Here is a 13,879-nt window from a genome sequence, read left to right as displayed (position 1 = left end):
ATCTCAGGCGACGAACGTTTTACCCACCGCCGAAGATCCACCAGCACCGAAATAGCTCTGCAACGGCCGCACCTGGAGATCGCCGCCCACATAGGCCTTGACCCCCTGAGCCGCTGCCACGGCTCCAGACAGCGTGGTGTAATACGGCACTTTGTGCAAGAGGGCCGCGCGGCGGAGCGAACGGCTGTCCGTCAGGGCCTGGGAGCCCTCGGTGGTGTTGAACACCAGTTGCACTTCGCCGTTCTTGATGGAATCGACGATATGCGGCCGGCCTTCAAGCACCTTGTTGATCTTGACCGCAGCGATGCCGTTCTCTTCCAGGAAGCGGTGGGTGCCGGAGGTCGCGATCACCTTGAAGCCGAGGTCCTGGAGCATGCGCACGCTGGGCAGGATGCGCGGCTTGTCGCTGTCCTTCACCGAGACAAACACCGCGCCGCTCTTAGGCACCTTGGTGCCACCGCCGAGCTGGCTCTTTGCAAAAGCGACGCCGAAATCGTTGTCGAGCCCCATGACTTCGCCGGTGGAGCGCATCTCCGGCCCGAGCACCGTATCGACCCCGGGGAAGCGGGCGAAGGGAAACACTGCCTCCTTCACCGCGATATGGTCGATCTGGATGGTCGTCAGGTCGAACGCCGCCAGCTTCTCTCCCGCCATCACCCGCGCCGCGATCTTGGCGATCGGCAAGCCGATGACTTTCGCCACGAACGGCACGGTGCGCGAAGCCCGCGGGTTCACCTCGAGGATGTAGATGTCGTCATCCTTCAGGGCGAATTGGACATTCATCAACCCGACCACGCCCAGCGAAAGGGCGAGCGCGGCGGTCTCCTCGCCGAGCCGGCGCAGCATGTCCTGAGACAGCGAATGGGGCGGAAGCGAGCAGGCGCTGTCGCCGGAATGGATTCCAGCTTCCTCGATATGCTCCATGATGCCGGCGATATGCACATCCGTGCCGTCGCACAGCGCGTCCACGTCCACCTCGATGGCGTCCGAAAGATACCGGTCGAACAGCAGCGGATTGGTGTTGAGCACGGCATCGATCTGCCGGGTCTTGTCGTTGGGGTAGCGCGCCTTGATCTCGTGCGGAACCAGGCCGGGCAGTGTATCCAGGAGGTAGTCGCCGAGTTGGCGCTCCTCCCGCAGGATCTGCATGGCGCGGCCGCCCAGCACGTAGGATGGGCGCACGACCAGCGGAAACCCGAGGCCCTCGGCCACGATACGAGCCTGGTCGACGCTATAAGCGATGCCGTTGGCCGGCTGCCGCAGCGCCAACTTTTCCAGCAGCGTCTTGAAGCGATCGCGATCTTCGGCAAGGTCGATCGCATCGGGCGAGGTGCCGAGGATCGGCACGTTCGCCGCCTCGAGCGCCCGCGCGAGCTTCAGCGGGGTCTGGCCGCCGAACTGCACGATCACGCCCAGCAGCGTACCGGCGGTGCGCTCGCGGTCGATCAGCTCCAGCACATCCTCGGCGGTGAGCGGCTCGAAATAGAGCCGGTCCGAGGTGTCGTAGTCGGTGGACACGGTCTCAGGATTGCAGTTGACCATGATGGCCTCGTAGCCCGCTTCTTTCAAAGCGAAGGCCGCGTGGCAGCAGCAATAGTCAAACTCGATGCCCTGCCCGATTCTGTTCGGGCCACCACCCAGGATGATCACCTTGGTCGCGCCGGAGGGACGCGCCTCGTCCGCCAGCGCGCCGGCAAACGGGGTCTCATAGGTGGAATACATATAGGCGGTGGGCGAGGCGAACTCGGCCGCGCAGGTGTCGATGCGCTTGTAGGCCGGGCGCACGTCCAGGTCATGCCGCAGCTTGCGAACGTCGTTTTCCGCAAGCCCGGCTAGGGCGCCAAGACGGGCATCGGAAAAGCCCATGGCCTTGAGGCCCCGGAACGCACCGGCCGTCTTGGGAAGGCCGAGCCGCTTCACCTTTTCCTCAGTCTCTACGATCCCGCGGATCTGCCCCAGGAACCAGGGATCGATCTTGCAGGCCGAGTGGATCTGATCGTCGGTCATGCCGAACCGCATGGCCTGCGCCACGTAAAGCAGGCGCTCCTGCGTCGGGGTTCCGAGCGCAGCGCGGATGGCGTTCTTGTCGTCGCCCCTGCCGAGGCCGCCGATCTCGATCTCGTCGAGCCCGGTCAGGCCGGTCTCAAGCGAGCGCAGCGCCTTCTGGAGGCTCTCCTGGAAGGTCCGTCCGATGGCCATCGCCTCGCCCACCGACTTCATAGAGGTGGTGAGCGTGGTGTCGGCGCCAGGAAACTTCTCGAAGGCGAACCGGGGAATCTTCGTGACCACATAGTCGATGGTGGGCTCGAAGGATGCGGGCGTCGCCCCACCGGTGATGTCGTTCTCGATCTCGTCGAGCGTGTATCCAACCGCCAGGCGCGCCGCCACCTTGGCGATGGGGAAGCCGGTGGCCTTGGACGCCAGCGCCGAGGACCGCGACACGCGCGGATTCATCTCGATCACGATCATGCGGCCCGTTTCCGGGTCGATGGCGAACTGGACGTTGGAACCGCCCGTTTCCACCCCGATCTCGCGCAGCACCGCCAGCGAGGCGTCGCGCATGATCTGGTATTCCTTATCGGTCAGCGTCAGCGCCGGCGCGACGGTGATGGAATCGCCGGTGTGGACGCCCATCGGGTCCAGATTCTCGATTGAGCAAATGATGATGCAGTTGTCCGCCTTGTCGCGGACCACCTCCATCTCATATTCCTTCCAGCCCAGAACGCTCTGCTCGATGAGCACTTCGCTGGTGGGGGAGGCGTCGATGCCGCGCTCGACGATCTCGATGAATTCCTCGCGATTGAAGGCGATGCCCCCGCCCGTGCCGCCCATGGTGAAGGACGGGCGGATGATCGCGGGCAAGCCGACGATCTCCAGCGCCTCCAGCGCCTGCGGCAGATTCTTGATCTGCCGGGAGGTGGGCGTGTCGAGGCCGATCTTGGTCATGGCCTCGCGGAACAGCTCGCGATCCTCGGCCTTGTCGATCGCCTCGGCGGTGGCGCCGATCATTTCCACGTCGAACTTCTCGAGCGTGCCCATGCGCTTCAGCGAAAGAGCGCAGTTCAGCGCCGTCTGCCCGCCCATGGTGGGGAGCAGCGCGAAGCCCTTAGACCGATCGCCCCGCTCACGTTCGATGATCTTGGTGACGATCTCCGGCGTGATCGGCTCGATATAGGTCGCGTCCGCCATGTCCGGATCGGTCATGATGGTCGCAGGATTGGAATTCACCAGGACAACCCGGTACCCCTCTTCCTTCAGCGCCTTACACGCCTGGGTACCGGAATAGTCGAATTCACAGGCCTGCCCAATGACGATGGGACCGGCGCCGATGATGAGGATGGTTTCGAGGTCAGTGCGTTTCGGCATGTCTCGCAGGCGCCCGGCAGGCGCAAAAAAAGGGCCGCGGGTCACGCGCCCCTGTGGGTGAGGGTCCGCCACGGGGGCGGCCGGTGCTGCGCCAGAACGTTGAATGATCTTCGCCCGGCACGCTATTTGGCTTCCTTAGACCATATTTGCACGCGACGGAAGACCGCCGCTCTCGCTCCCCACCGGATCAGCCCTCCCCCATGGCCTCATTGACCGACCTTCTGACGCGGCACCGCCCCCTGATCCTGCAATTGGCGCGCTTTATCGCGGTCGGCGCCACCGCTTTCGTCGCGCATTTCCTGGTGCTAGGCGGTCTGGTTGAAATGGGGATCCTGGGGCCTGTGACGGCCTCCATGGTGGGTTTCGTGGTGGGAACGCTTGTGACCTACACGCTCAACAGCCGCTTCACATTCGAATCGACCCGCACCCACGCAGGGGCCATGCCGCGATATTTTGTCGTCGCGGGTGTCGCTTTTGTGCTCAACGCGATCCTGATGGACCTTTTCACGCACCGGCTCGGCATTTTCTATCTGCTGGCGCAGGGCCTCACGAGCGGCGTGGTGCTGCTGTGGACCTTCAACAGCTACCGGCTATGGGCGTTCCGGGAGAAGCGGGGTTAGGTCCGTTCAACCCGTCGGCGTGGCGAGGAAGGCCATGCGGCTCTGGTTGTGCCCGACGTTCGGGCGGGTTCGCTCGGCCGCGAAACCGGCGCCGGCCAGAACTGCGAGGAAATCCCCCTCGCGATAAGTGGAAAGCCCCAATTCACCGCGCAGCTTGCGATAGGGGGAGACCGCCGTGCGGGCCAGCCCGACCACGGCCGCCCCGAGAAATCCGTCACGCGCCGCGAACGCGAGCAGCGCGCCGGCATCGCGCACCGCGCTGACGTCGGGGGGAATCACATCTGCCAGCAGCAGCCGGCCGCCGGGGGCGAGAAGCCGCCGCCAAACCCGCAGCAAGGCGTCGAGTTGGGGACGCTTGAGATATTGCAGCAGGGAATTCGCGACGATCAGGTCGAAGCTGCCATCGGGCATGGCCTCGACCTCTTCGGGCGAGGCGACGGCGACCTTTGGATCAGCTTGGAACCGCTGGCCGATCTTCTCGCGCACGCCTGGAGCGGCATCGCACAGGGTCAGCGACCCGCAGACACGGGAAAGGTCCGCTGCGGCGAGCGCCTCGCCGCAGCCATAGTCCAGCACCCGCGCCGTTGGTCCAGGCACAAAGCGGGCGAGATCGGCGGCGATGCGCGCATAATGGAGCGCTTTGTGACGGTCGCTCACATAAATGGCGTGGGCGCCGTCCCAGAAAGAAATCCAATCCATATGCGTGTTCCTGCGCCGTGATTTTGGCGGAGGAAAGTCAAGCCGCCGACCGTCAGTTCACCTCAGCCGCCCGCGTAGGCGATACCGAGCTTCACCTGTTCGATGGCCTGGTCGATCAGGCCGATGGCCTGCTCGCGGTGGCCGCCCTTGTTGGGCTCGGCCGACTGGATGCTGGCACGGGCTGCGCGAAGCTGCTCAAGGCCCTGTATCATCCAGGGCTGGTTGGCGACCGCACTGGTGACTGCCATCTGGCCGCCGAGGGTGACGCCGATGCCTAGGACAAAAGCGGCGGTGAGCTTGGTGAGGGAAGAAATACGAGCCATTTTCATGCTCCCTTGGAGGGGTGCCCCGGCGAGACCGTGGCCGCCCTGTTGTGAAATCACCACTTATAATTCACCCAGAACAGACCCACCGTGGGGCTCAGCGCCCGGATGGCGGGGTCCGTAGACATGAACACCTTCGGCCCCGACGCCCTCGCCTGGGCCGAATCGGACGCCAGCGCGGAAATCGAGAACTGCACGCCGAGGCGGCAAGGTCCGGCGATGTTCGCCAGACGGCCGCCGCGCCAGTCCATGACCACGCCGCCATTATTGCCGCCGAACCCGACAATGCGGAAGGGCCCGCCATTGGCCTTTTCCACATCGGCCAGGGAGGTGCCGATGGTGACGCCGGCAACGCTCCAACGGCTCTCCTCAGTGAATGCGGTGCGGATCGGTATCGAATAACCGATGGCATCACCCCATGCGACGTCGACCCGCAGCTTGGGCTCATTGGCGAGCAAAATCGTGCCCGGCGCCATCGAGCCGTTGGGCTGCATGACATCCGAATGGCTGATTGCGTTCTGGCCGAAATCGGCGATGAGGTTCACATCCGACGTGGTGGGCGACCAGGGCCCCTTGCATTCGAACACCCGAGGCGGAGCGTCCGCGGCAGGGATCGGCACCACCGCTTCATAATAACCCCAGGCGTCGGTTTCCTTGACCACGCCGGTGCCCCATGTGGGGCCCACGGCCTGACAGCCGGCGAGCGATGCGCCCAGCAGCAGGAGACCCCCCGCCAAAACCGGCCGCCTCCGGCCCAAGAACCCTGCAAGCATGCCCGCCTCCGCCACTACGTTGCCAATCCTCATACCGTGCTTTTCGACGGGATGAAATCGCCACTGCGGCTTCGGAACATGCGCAGAATCAACAAACTGGCGGCATGATGAACGCCGAAGGTCATCTCCCGCGATGTCACACGCGGTTCATGGGGACGGGGCATGTCACGCAAAAGGTCAAGCTCAGGACGCCCCATGAACAAACCCATCGCGCCGACCTCGCTGTCAGACCCGGAAGCGCGGTCGGTTCAGGACTATATCGACGAGACCCCGCAGTGGCGTGACGGCACGCCTGTTTCCATGTCGCCCATGACCGGCATGCAGTGGCGTATCTGGAGCCTGGCGGCGGCGGGTAAGTTCTTCGAGGGCCTGGTGGTTTTCATGACCGGCGTGGCCCTGCCCCTGCTGGCCGAGGAATTCGGCATGGGCGCCTTCGAACATGGCCTGGTGGGAGCGGCGAGCCTGCTCGGCATCCTCGTCGGCGCGCTCACACTGGGCGGGCTGGCGGATCATTTCGGCCGCAAGCTCATGTTCGTGGTGGAGATGGTGATCTTCATCCTCTTCCTCGCCCTGCTCGCGGTGGCACCGACCTTCTACTGGTTGCTTTTTTTCCTGTTCGGAGTCGGCTTGGCGCTGGGCTGCGACTATCCCACCGCCCATCTCGTGATTTCCGAGAGCATCCCCTCCTTGGCGCGCGGGCGCCTGGTGCTCGCCGCCTTCGCCTTCCAGGCGGTTGGCGCACTGGCCGGCACCGCCATCGGCTATCTGATCTTGTCGATCGCGCCGGAAGTCAGTTCCTGGCGCCTGATGTATGCCTCGGCGATCATTCCCGCACTGGTGGTTCTCGTCGGCCGCTTCTTCATCACCGAAAGCAGCCACTGGCTGGCGTCCATGGGACGCGTGCAGGAGGCGGAGCGGGAAATTCGCAAACTTCTCAAGCGCAGCCCGGACTACCCCAAGCACATCAAGCTTAAGGTCAAGCAGACCCACCATCACCACCAGAAGGAGCGGCATCTCGGCACCTTGTTCAAGGCCAAGACCCGCCGCGCCACAGTGCTGGCGTCCGTGCCGTGGTTTTTGCAGGACCTGTCGACCTACGGCATCGGCATTTTCACGCCGACCATCCTCGCCGCCGCCATCGGCGCCCACCACACCAGTGTTTCGCACAATATCACCAGTATCATCGCCAACGACCTGGAAGCGGCCAAAGGGGCGGCCTTCATCGATGCCCTGCTTCTCGTCGGCATGATTGCGGCGGTGATGCTGGCGGATCGCGTCGGCCGTATCCCGCTTCAGATCCTCGGTTTCATCGGCTGCGCTGCCGGGCTGATGATCGCGTCATTCTCGGTGGACTATCAGGGCGGCACGTCGCTGTTCCTGATCTACGTTGGCTTCATGCTGTTCAATTTCATGACCAACATGGGCCCGAACGCCCAGACCTACCTGCTCGCCGGTGAGGTTTTCCCAACCCATGTGCGCGGGATCGGCGCGGGCTTCGCCGCCGCCTTCGCCAAGATCGGCGCGGTGCTGACCGCCTTCCTGTTCCCTGTGCTGCTGGCCGACTTCGGCACCAAGCCCCTACTCTATATGCTGGCCGTTGCCTCACTGGTGGGAGCCTGGGTGACATGGCGCTTCCAGATCGAGACCACAGGCGTCAAGCTGGACGACATCGGGACGTGAGGACGCCATCGGCGTGCATTGACAAATCTGCCCCGCGTCCGAAATTGCCGCTCGAACCTCCACCCGACCGGATTCCCGTGATCTGGCTCAGCTTTCAAAGGCACATCCCATGAAATCTCGCGCCGCCGTTGCCTGGGAAGCCAACAAGCCCCTGACCATCGAGACCATTGAGGTCGGCGGCCCGAAGCCCGGCGAAGTGCTGGTGGAGGTGATGGCGACCGGAGTGTGCCACACCGACGCCTATACCCTGTCGGGACTGGATTCCGAGGGCAAATTCCCCGCCATTCTCGGCCATGAGGGCGCGGGCATCGTGCGTGAGATCGGCGCGGGCGTCACATCGTTGAAGGTCGGCGACCATGTGATCCCGCTCTACACGCCGGAATGCCGGCAGTGCAAAACCTGCCTCTCGCAGCGGTCCAACCTCTGCACCTCGATCCGCGCAACCCAGGGCCAGGGCCTGATGCCGGACCGCACCTCACGCTTCCAATGCGATGGCGGCGAAGTCTTCCACTACATGGGCTGCTCGACCTTCTCGAACTTCACGGTCCTGCCCGAGATCGCGCTTGCCAAAGTTCGTAGCGACGCGCCATTCGATAAGATCTGCTACATCGGCTGCGGCGTCACGACCGGAATCGGGGCGGTTGTCTACACAGGCAAAGTCTGGCCCGGCGCCAATGTCGCGGTGTTCGGCCTCGGCGGCATCGGCCTCAACGTGATCCAGGGTGCCCGGATGGTGGGCGCCGACAAGATCATCGGCATCGACATAAACCCCGGAAAGGTCGAGATCGCCCGCAAGTTCGGTATGACCGATTTCATCAATCCCATGGAGGTCGGCGCCGACAAGGTGGTGTCCGCCATCCAGGATCTCACCGACGGCGGCGCGGACTTCACCTTCGACTGCACCGGTAATGTCACCGTCATGCGCCAGGCGCTCGAAGCCTGCCATCGCGGATGGGGCACCAGCATCGTGATCGGCGTCGCCCCCTCGGGCGCGGAGATCGCCACGCGTCCGTTCCAACTCGTCACCGGGCGCAACTGGCGCGGCACAGCATTCGGCGGCGCGCGTGGGCGCACGGATGTGCCGAAGATCGTCGACTGGTACATGGAGGGCAAGATCAACATCGACGACTTGATCACCCACACCATGCCGCTCGACGACATCAACACCGCCTTCGACCTGATGCACGAAGGGAAATCGATCCGCTCGGTGGTGATCTACTAAACCAATCGTGATTAAGGACGGCACTGCCGTCCTGCGCTAGGGTGCGCAGGGGTGCCCAGTCCGGAATCACGATGTCGAAGCAAATATTGGAGGCCATCGAGGCCATCGGCAGCGTCGCGGCGGTGCCGACCATCCTCGATGTCATCTGCCGCACCACGGGCATGGGCTTCGCCGCCGTCGCGCGGGTGACCGAGGACCGGTGGATCGCCTGCAGCGTCAAGGATGACATTTCGTTCGGCTTAAAGCCGGGCGGTGAACTGGCGCTCGAAACCACCATCTGCAACGAGATCCGGCAGCACCGGACCGCCGTCGTCATCGACCATGTGGCCGAGGACGCAGTCTTCCAGATCCATTCGACGCCGGCCATGTATGGCTTTCAAAGCTATATCTCGATGCCGATCGTTCTGCCGGACGGGACGTTCTTCGGCACCTTGTGCGCCATCGATCCTCGGCCGGCGGAGCTGAACAAGCCCGAGGTCATCGGCATGTTCAAACTGTTCGCGGACCTCATCGCGTTTCATCTCGATGCGCTCCAAAGGGTGGCCGCCAGCCAAGCCGACCTTGCGGACGAACGGGAAACCGCCAAGCTGCGCGACCAATTCATCGCCGTTCTGGGCCATGATCTGCGCAATCCCCTCGCTGCCATCGACGCCGGCACCCGCCTGCTGCGGCGCGAGCCGCAGACCGAAACATCCGGCGAATTTCTCCGGCTGATCCAGACCACAGTGATCCGCATGTCCGACCTGATCGACAACGTGCTCGATTTCGCGCGGGGCCGGCTGGGCGGAGGGCTTGCGCTCTCGCGCAACGGCGCGGTGGACCTAGAGCCGGTGCTCACCCAAGTCGTCTCCGAACTGCGCGCCATCCATCCCCAGCGGGAAATCGCAACGGCTTTCGATCTGGCCGTGCCGGTAAACTGCGACCGCACCCGTATCGCGCAGATTCTCTCCAATCTCCTTGGCAATGCCCTGACCCACGGTGCCGTCGACCAGCCGATCCAAGTGACCGCCTCCACGTCCAACGGCGTATTTGAACTCTCGGTGACCAATGCCGGCGAGGCGATCGCGCCGGCGGCCATGGAGCGCCTGTTCACGCCGTTCGCACGCGGCGAGGTCAAGGCCAGCCAGCAGGGCCTGGGCCTCGGCTTGTTCATCGCTTCCGAAGTCGCCCGGGCGCACGGTGGAACGCTGACCGTAACGTCCCGAACCGGCGAAACCCGCTTCACCTTCCGCATGCCACTTTAGGCGTGGCAGGGCGCCCATGGCGCGTCGCGGCACATTCGGGTAGAAGGACGGCTGTTTCATTCATCGCGCGTCGGTGTCCGACACTTCGCTTCGGCGAAGGACCCAAGCGCGCAGCGTCCGCTGGCTCCCCGGAAGGGACCCGCGCCGACCCGACAGCCGCAGACAGGTATATCCCTTGACCTTCTCTCCCCCCTCCCCGTCCATCGCACGGGCACTCGCTGCGCGTGATTACCAGGAGCCGACGCCGGTCCAGGCGCTGGTGCTCGCACCCGAAACCATGGGGCGTGACCTGCTGGTGTCCGCTCAGACCGGCTCCGGCAAGACCGTCGCTTATGGCCTCGCCATCGCCGAAACCCTGCTTGGAGAGGCGGAGTTTCTCGGACAGGCCGGCGCGCCGCAGGCGTTGGTCGTCGCGCCGACCCGCGAACTGGCGCTCCAGGTGCAACGCGAACTGGCATGGCTGTTCGAAAATGCGCGCGCGCGCATCGTCTCCTGCGTCGGCGGCATGGACCCCCGCAGCGAGCGCCGGGCGCTGGCGAACGGCGTTCATATCGTGGTTGGAACACCCGGCCGCCTGCGCGACCACATCGAGCGCGGCGGGCTGGACCTGTCGACGCTGTCCGTCGCCGTGCTTGATGAAGCCGACGAGATGCTCGACCTCGGCTTCCGCGAAGATCTCGAATTCATCTTGTCCGCCGCGCACCCGGAGCGCCGGAGCCTGCTGTTCTCCGCGACCCTCCCGCGCGGTATCGTCGCCCTCGCCAAGCGGTACCAGCACGATGCTATGCGCATCGAGGTGGAGGCCACTCGCGGCGGTCACGCAGACATCGAATATCGCGCCGTCCGCATCCTGCCGAAGGAGACCGAGCACGCGGTAGTGAACCTGCTGCGCTATTTCGAATCGCCCGCCTCGATCGTGTTCTGCAACACCCGCGAGAGTGTCCGGCACCTTCTCTCCACCCTTCAGGAGCGCGGGTTCGCCGCCGTCGGCCTCTCCGGTGAGATGGGCCAGAACGAGCGCAACCAGGCACTTCAGGCACTGCGTGACGGGCGGGCGCGGGTGTGCGTGGCCACTGACGTAGCAGCGCGCGGCATCGACCTGCCCAGCGTCGGACTGGTGCTTCATGTCGAGTTGCCGCACGACGCCGAAAGCCTTCAGCACCGCTCCGGCCGCACCGGCCGCGCTGGGCGCAAGGGCGTCAGCATCCTGCTGGTGCCGCCTTCGCGACGTCGCAAGGCCGAGCAATTGATCTCGTTCGCCGGCGTCAACGCCATCTGGAGCGGCCCGCCGACCCCGGAAGAAATCCGCAAGCTCGACCAGGAGCGGATGCTCGCAGATACCTCGATGAACGAGGAGCCGAGCCCCGAGGACCTCGAACTGGCCCAGGCCCTTCTCGCGGAGCGCACGCCGGAGCAGATCGCCGCCGCCCTGGCGCGGCTGTATCGCGACCGTCTGCCTGCCCCTGAGGACGTGCTTGACCCCGGCGAGGGTCGCACGGCGCGTGGCCGCGAGCGGGATGACCGTCCCCCCGAGCGCAGCCGCGACAGCCGCGCGGGCGCCGCTGGATCGAGTGGGGATTCGGTGTGGTTCCGCATGCCCATCGGACGGCGCAAAAATGCCGATCCCAAATGGCTGCTGCCGCTGATCTGCCGTCGCGGCAATGTCACCAAGCAGGATGTCGGCTCGATCCGCATCTTCGACAACGAAACCGTGTTCGAGGTCTCACGGGAGTTGGCGGACAGCTTCATCGAGAATGCCCGCGCATCCGAGGGCGGCGATATTTCGATCGAGCCGATGACCGGCGAGGGGTCCTCCGCCCGCCCGGCGGGCAAGTCGCGCAAGCCGAGCTATAACCCGGTGGCTTCAGATCGCCCGGCCGAGCCGCCGGCGGCGAAGGTGCGGGGCGCGTTCGGCCGCGAGAAGCGGCCGGACGGCACGCCATTCCCCAAGGGACCCAAGGGCGCGGTGAAGAAGCGCAAGGACAAGGACAATGCGCTGAAGAACACGCCCAACCGGGGCCGCGAGCAACCCTGAGGTCCCCAAAAAGCTCTTACGCGCGGACTGACACCCGCTCCGCCTTGTTCAGCGCCGCCTCGGTATCGCCGGTCAGGTCCGCCGCCAGGAAAGCGACGGTTTCCGGCATGGCGAGGCGGAAATCGTCCAAGGTCTCGATGGCGAGCACGATAGCGTTGCCGGCGCAATCCAGGACGTGTCCCCCGTGGAGGTGGTCGTCGCTGATGAAGTGCATATGCCAGCCGGGAACGCCGATGCCTTTGGCATAGTGCGGCGTCCAGAAGCCGACCATGGTGCCGGCGATGTCGTCGTCGCTGAACTCGGCCTGGTGCGAGGTCGCCTCCACCAGAGTCTCATGCTCCCCCGCCTTGCAGGCCACGCGATCATGCACATGAGAGAAGCGGCCGGCGAGGCGCACCGCATAGAACAGATTGTCGGACGAGCGCCAGCGGTCGAGTTGCTCGACCAGATCGTGGATCGAGGCGAACGGCTCCAGCGTCGCGGTCTCGCTGGGCGTGAAATGCGTCACCACGGCGAACGGCACCTGCTGGTCCTCGCGCGCCTTGTGGATGCTCCCATCGCTCTGGATCTGGAAGAACTCGCCATGGAGGGCGATCATCTCCCCATCGAGCCCAGCAAAGGTGCCGAGGCCGAAGTCCCCATGCTCGCGCAGCGTCTCGATGGAGACCACGCCGCCGAACAACCCCTCCACCAGCGCGCCCGAGGTGGACACCTGGAAGAGGGTGCCATGGTCCACCTGCAAGGTATCGGCGAGGGCACGGGAGACTATGTGCGGCACGCTTTCATCATTTTCCTGCGCGGCCGCGTGAAGGGCGTCCCAGAGGGATTGTGAGATTTCGCAGGTCAATGTGGGCATGTCAGGCTCCGATCCTGCGTCATCTCAAACACGCGCCGGCACATGACGCCATGAGGCACGTCGACCGTCGCCCGACCGGTTTCCCCGGATCGCGCGAAGCCGGCAGACCATCATCCGAGGGATGACGAGGTGGGCAAGATATACATATCCCGGATGCAGATCCGCTGCGGGAGGCGGTAGGCGTAGAGGATGATCTCAGCGAGTTCCGACGCCTCGATGAACTCGGGCCTTCCGAGCATTTCGTAATAATCCTCGAAGGGCACGCCCATGCTGACATGGATGTTGGTCTTCACCAGCCCAGGTGCGATGTTCATGACGCGGATGTTGTTGACCGCCTCGCCCTTCTGGAGAGAGCCGGACAGGGAGCGGACCGCGGCCTTGGCAGCATGGTAGACCTCGCCCTGGGGACCCGGTATCCGGTCGCCGGCCGAGGAGATATTGAAGATCGTGCCTTGCTTGCGGGCCTGCATGCCGCCGAGCACTGCGCGCACCCCGTTCAGCACGCCCTTGAACAGTACGTCCGCCTCATAAGCCATATCCTGCGGAGCCCGTTCGGCCAGCGGGCCGATATGGATGAAGCCGGCATTGTTGACGAGGCAGTCCACCGGGCCGAACCTGTCCTCCGCCGCAAGGATCGCGGCTTCCAGCGCCGCGTAGTCCACCACATCCACCGCCGCACGCATGACGTTCCCATCGACGCCCGGCGTCATGTTCCGGGAGGTCAGCAGCAGCGGATGCCCCTCATGGCCGAACGCCTCCGCCAGCGCCTCGCCGATGCCGTGGCTGGCGCCGGTGATGACAACGAGGGGTTTGGTCGGCTCAGCCATGAAAATCTCCCATTCCCTCAAACGCTTCCACGAGAAGCGCCAGCCGCAAGGCGACCCAGGGTGATGCCGCAACGCGAGCCCAAAAATGGCCACAGGGTCGCCACATGCCTGAGTTTAAGAGCCATACGATCCCGCGGCGAATCGCAAATTATACCCATCGATTGCCGGCCCCCGGCATGTGGAGATGTGACCACATGGCCGAGAAGGAGCGGACCTAAGAATATGAAGAATGGC

Annotated in this window: 11 protein-coding genes; 5 read left to right on the top strand and 6 right to left on the bottom strand. The window is 64.6% G+C overall.

Annotation, left to right across the window (positions count from 1 at the left end; genetic code table 11):
* Positions 1–3: 3 nt before the first annotated feature.
* Entirely contained in the window at positions 4–3,366 is a 3,363-nt protein-coding gene (carB, locus tag ADADO0_RS10940; protein ID WP_511305172.1) for a carbamoyl-phosphate synthase large subunit, read from the bottom strand.
* Positions 3,367–3,566: 200 nt separating this feature from the next.
* Between carB and ADADO0_RS10935 the strand changes: the two genes are divergently transcribed.
* Positions 3,567–3,986, top strand: coding sequence for a GtrA family protein (locus ADADO0_RS10935; protein ID WP_511305171.1), 420 nt, complete (start codon positions 3,567–3,569; stop codon positions 3,984–3,986).
* 6 nt (positions 3,987–3,992) lie between these two features.
* Here ADADO0_RS10935 and ADADO0_RS10930 read toward each other — a convergent pair whose 3' ends face one another.
* The 3 genes from ADADO0_RS10930 to ADADO0_RS10920 all read right to left on the bottom strand — a co-directional run bounded on the left by ADADO0_RS10930 (position 3,993) and on the right by ADADO0_RS10920 (position 5,781).
* On the bottom strand, positions 3,993–4,685 hold the full coding sequence (locus tag ADADO0_RS10930; protein ID WP_511305170.1) for a class I SAM-dependent methyltransferase: 693 nt from the start codon (positions 4,683–4,685) through the stop codon (positions 3,993–3,995).
* A gap of 62 nt (positions 4,686–4,747) precedes the next feature.
* The gene (locus tag ADADO0_RS10925; protein ID WP_511305169.1) at positions 4,748–5,008 is read right to left on the bottom strand and encodes a hypothetical protein; all 261 of its coding nucleotides are present in this window, start codon (positions 5,006–5,008) and stop codon (positions 4,748–4,750) included.
* 56 nt (positions 5,009–5,064) lie between these two features.
* Positions 5,065–5,781 carry a hypothetical protein gene (locus ADADO0_RS10920; RefSeq protein ID WP_511305168.1) on the bottom strand — a complete coding sequence of 239 codons (717 nt, stop codon included), beginning with the start codon at positions 5,779–5,781 and terminating at the stop codon, positions 5,065–5,067.
* 195 nt (positions 5,782–5,976) lie between these two features.
* Here ADADO0_RS10920 and ADADO0_RS10915 point away from each other — a divergent pair, with 195 nt between their 5' ends.
* The 4 genes from ADADO0_RS10915 (at position 5,977) to ADADO0_RS10900 (ending at position 11,962) form a co-directional block, all read left to right on the top strand.
* Complete coding sequence (locus ADADO0_RS10915) at positions 5,977–7,461, top strand: MFS transporter (protein ID WP_511305167.1); 1,485 nt, start codon at positions 5,977–5,979, stop codon at positions 7,459–7,461.
* Positions 7,462–7,570: 109 nt separating this feature from the next.
* Positions 7,571–8,683: an S-(hydroxymethyl)glutathione dehydrogenase/class III alcohol dehydrogenase gene (locus ADADO0_RS10910; protein ID WP_511305166.1), complete on the top strand. Its 1,113-nt coding sequence runs from the start codon at positions 7,571–7,573 to the stop codon at positions 8,681–8,683.
* 71 nt (positions 8,684–8,754) lie between these two features.
* A complete protein-coding gene (locus tag ADADO0_RS10905) occupies positions 8,755–9,927 on the top strand; it encodes a GAF domain-containing sensor histidine kinase (protein ID WP_511305165.1) in 1,173 nt (390 codons plus the stop codon).
* Positions 9,928–10,102: 175 nt separating this feature from the next.
* Positions 10,103–11,962 (top strand): DEAD/DEAH box helicase, encoded by a 1,860-nt coding sequence (locus ADADO0_RS10900; protein ID WP_511305164.1) that lies wholly within the window; start codon positions 10,103–10,105, stop codon positions 11,960–11,962.
* Between the two features lie 16 nt (positions 11,963–11,978).
* Here the strand turns inward: ADADO0_RS10900 and budA are convergent, their stop codons facing one another.
* Both budA and ADADO0_RS10890 read right to left on the bottom strand, forming a co-directional pair.
* Complete coding sequence (gene budA, locus ADADO0_RS10895; protein ID WP_511305163.1) at positions 11,979–12,818, bottom strand: acetolactate decarboxylase; 840 nt, start codon at positions 12,816–12,818, stop codon at positions 11,979–11,981.
* Between the two features lie 110 nt (positions 12,819–12,928).
* Positions 12,929–13,645, bottom strand: coding sequence for an SDR family oxidoreductase (locus tag ADADO0_RS10890; protein WP_511305162.1), 717 nt, complete (start codon positions 13,643–13,645; stop codon positions 12,929–12,931).
* Positions 13,646–13,879: the final 234 nt, after the last annotated feature.

The sequence above is a fragment of the Aquabacter sp. genome (genome assembly GCF_965279295.1).
In the GTDB taxonomy this organism is placed as follows: domain Bacteria; phylum Pseudomonadota; class Alphaproteobacteria; order Rhizobiales; family Xanthobacteraceae; genus Aquabacter.
Note: the sequence above shows the minus strand (reverse complement) of the source record. Positions and strands in the feature narration are given on the sequence as shown.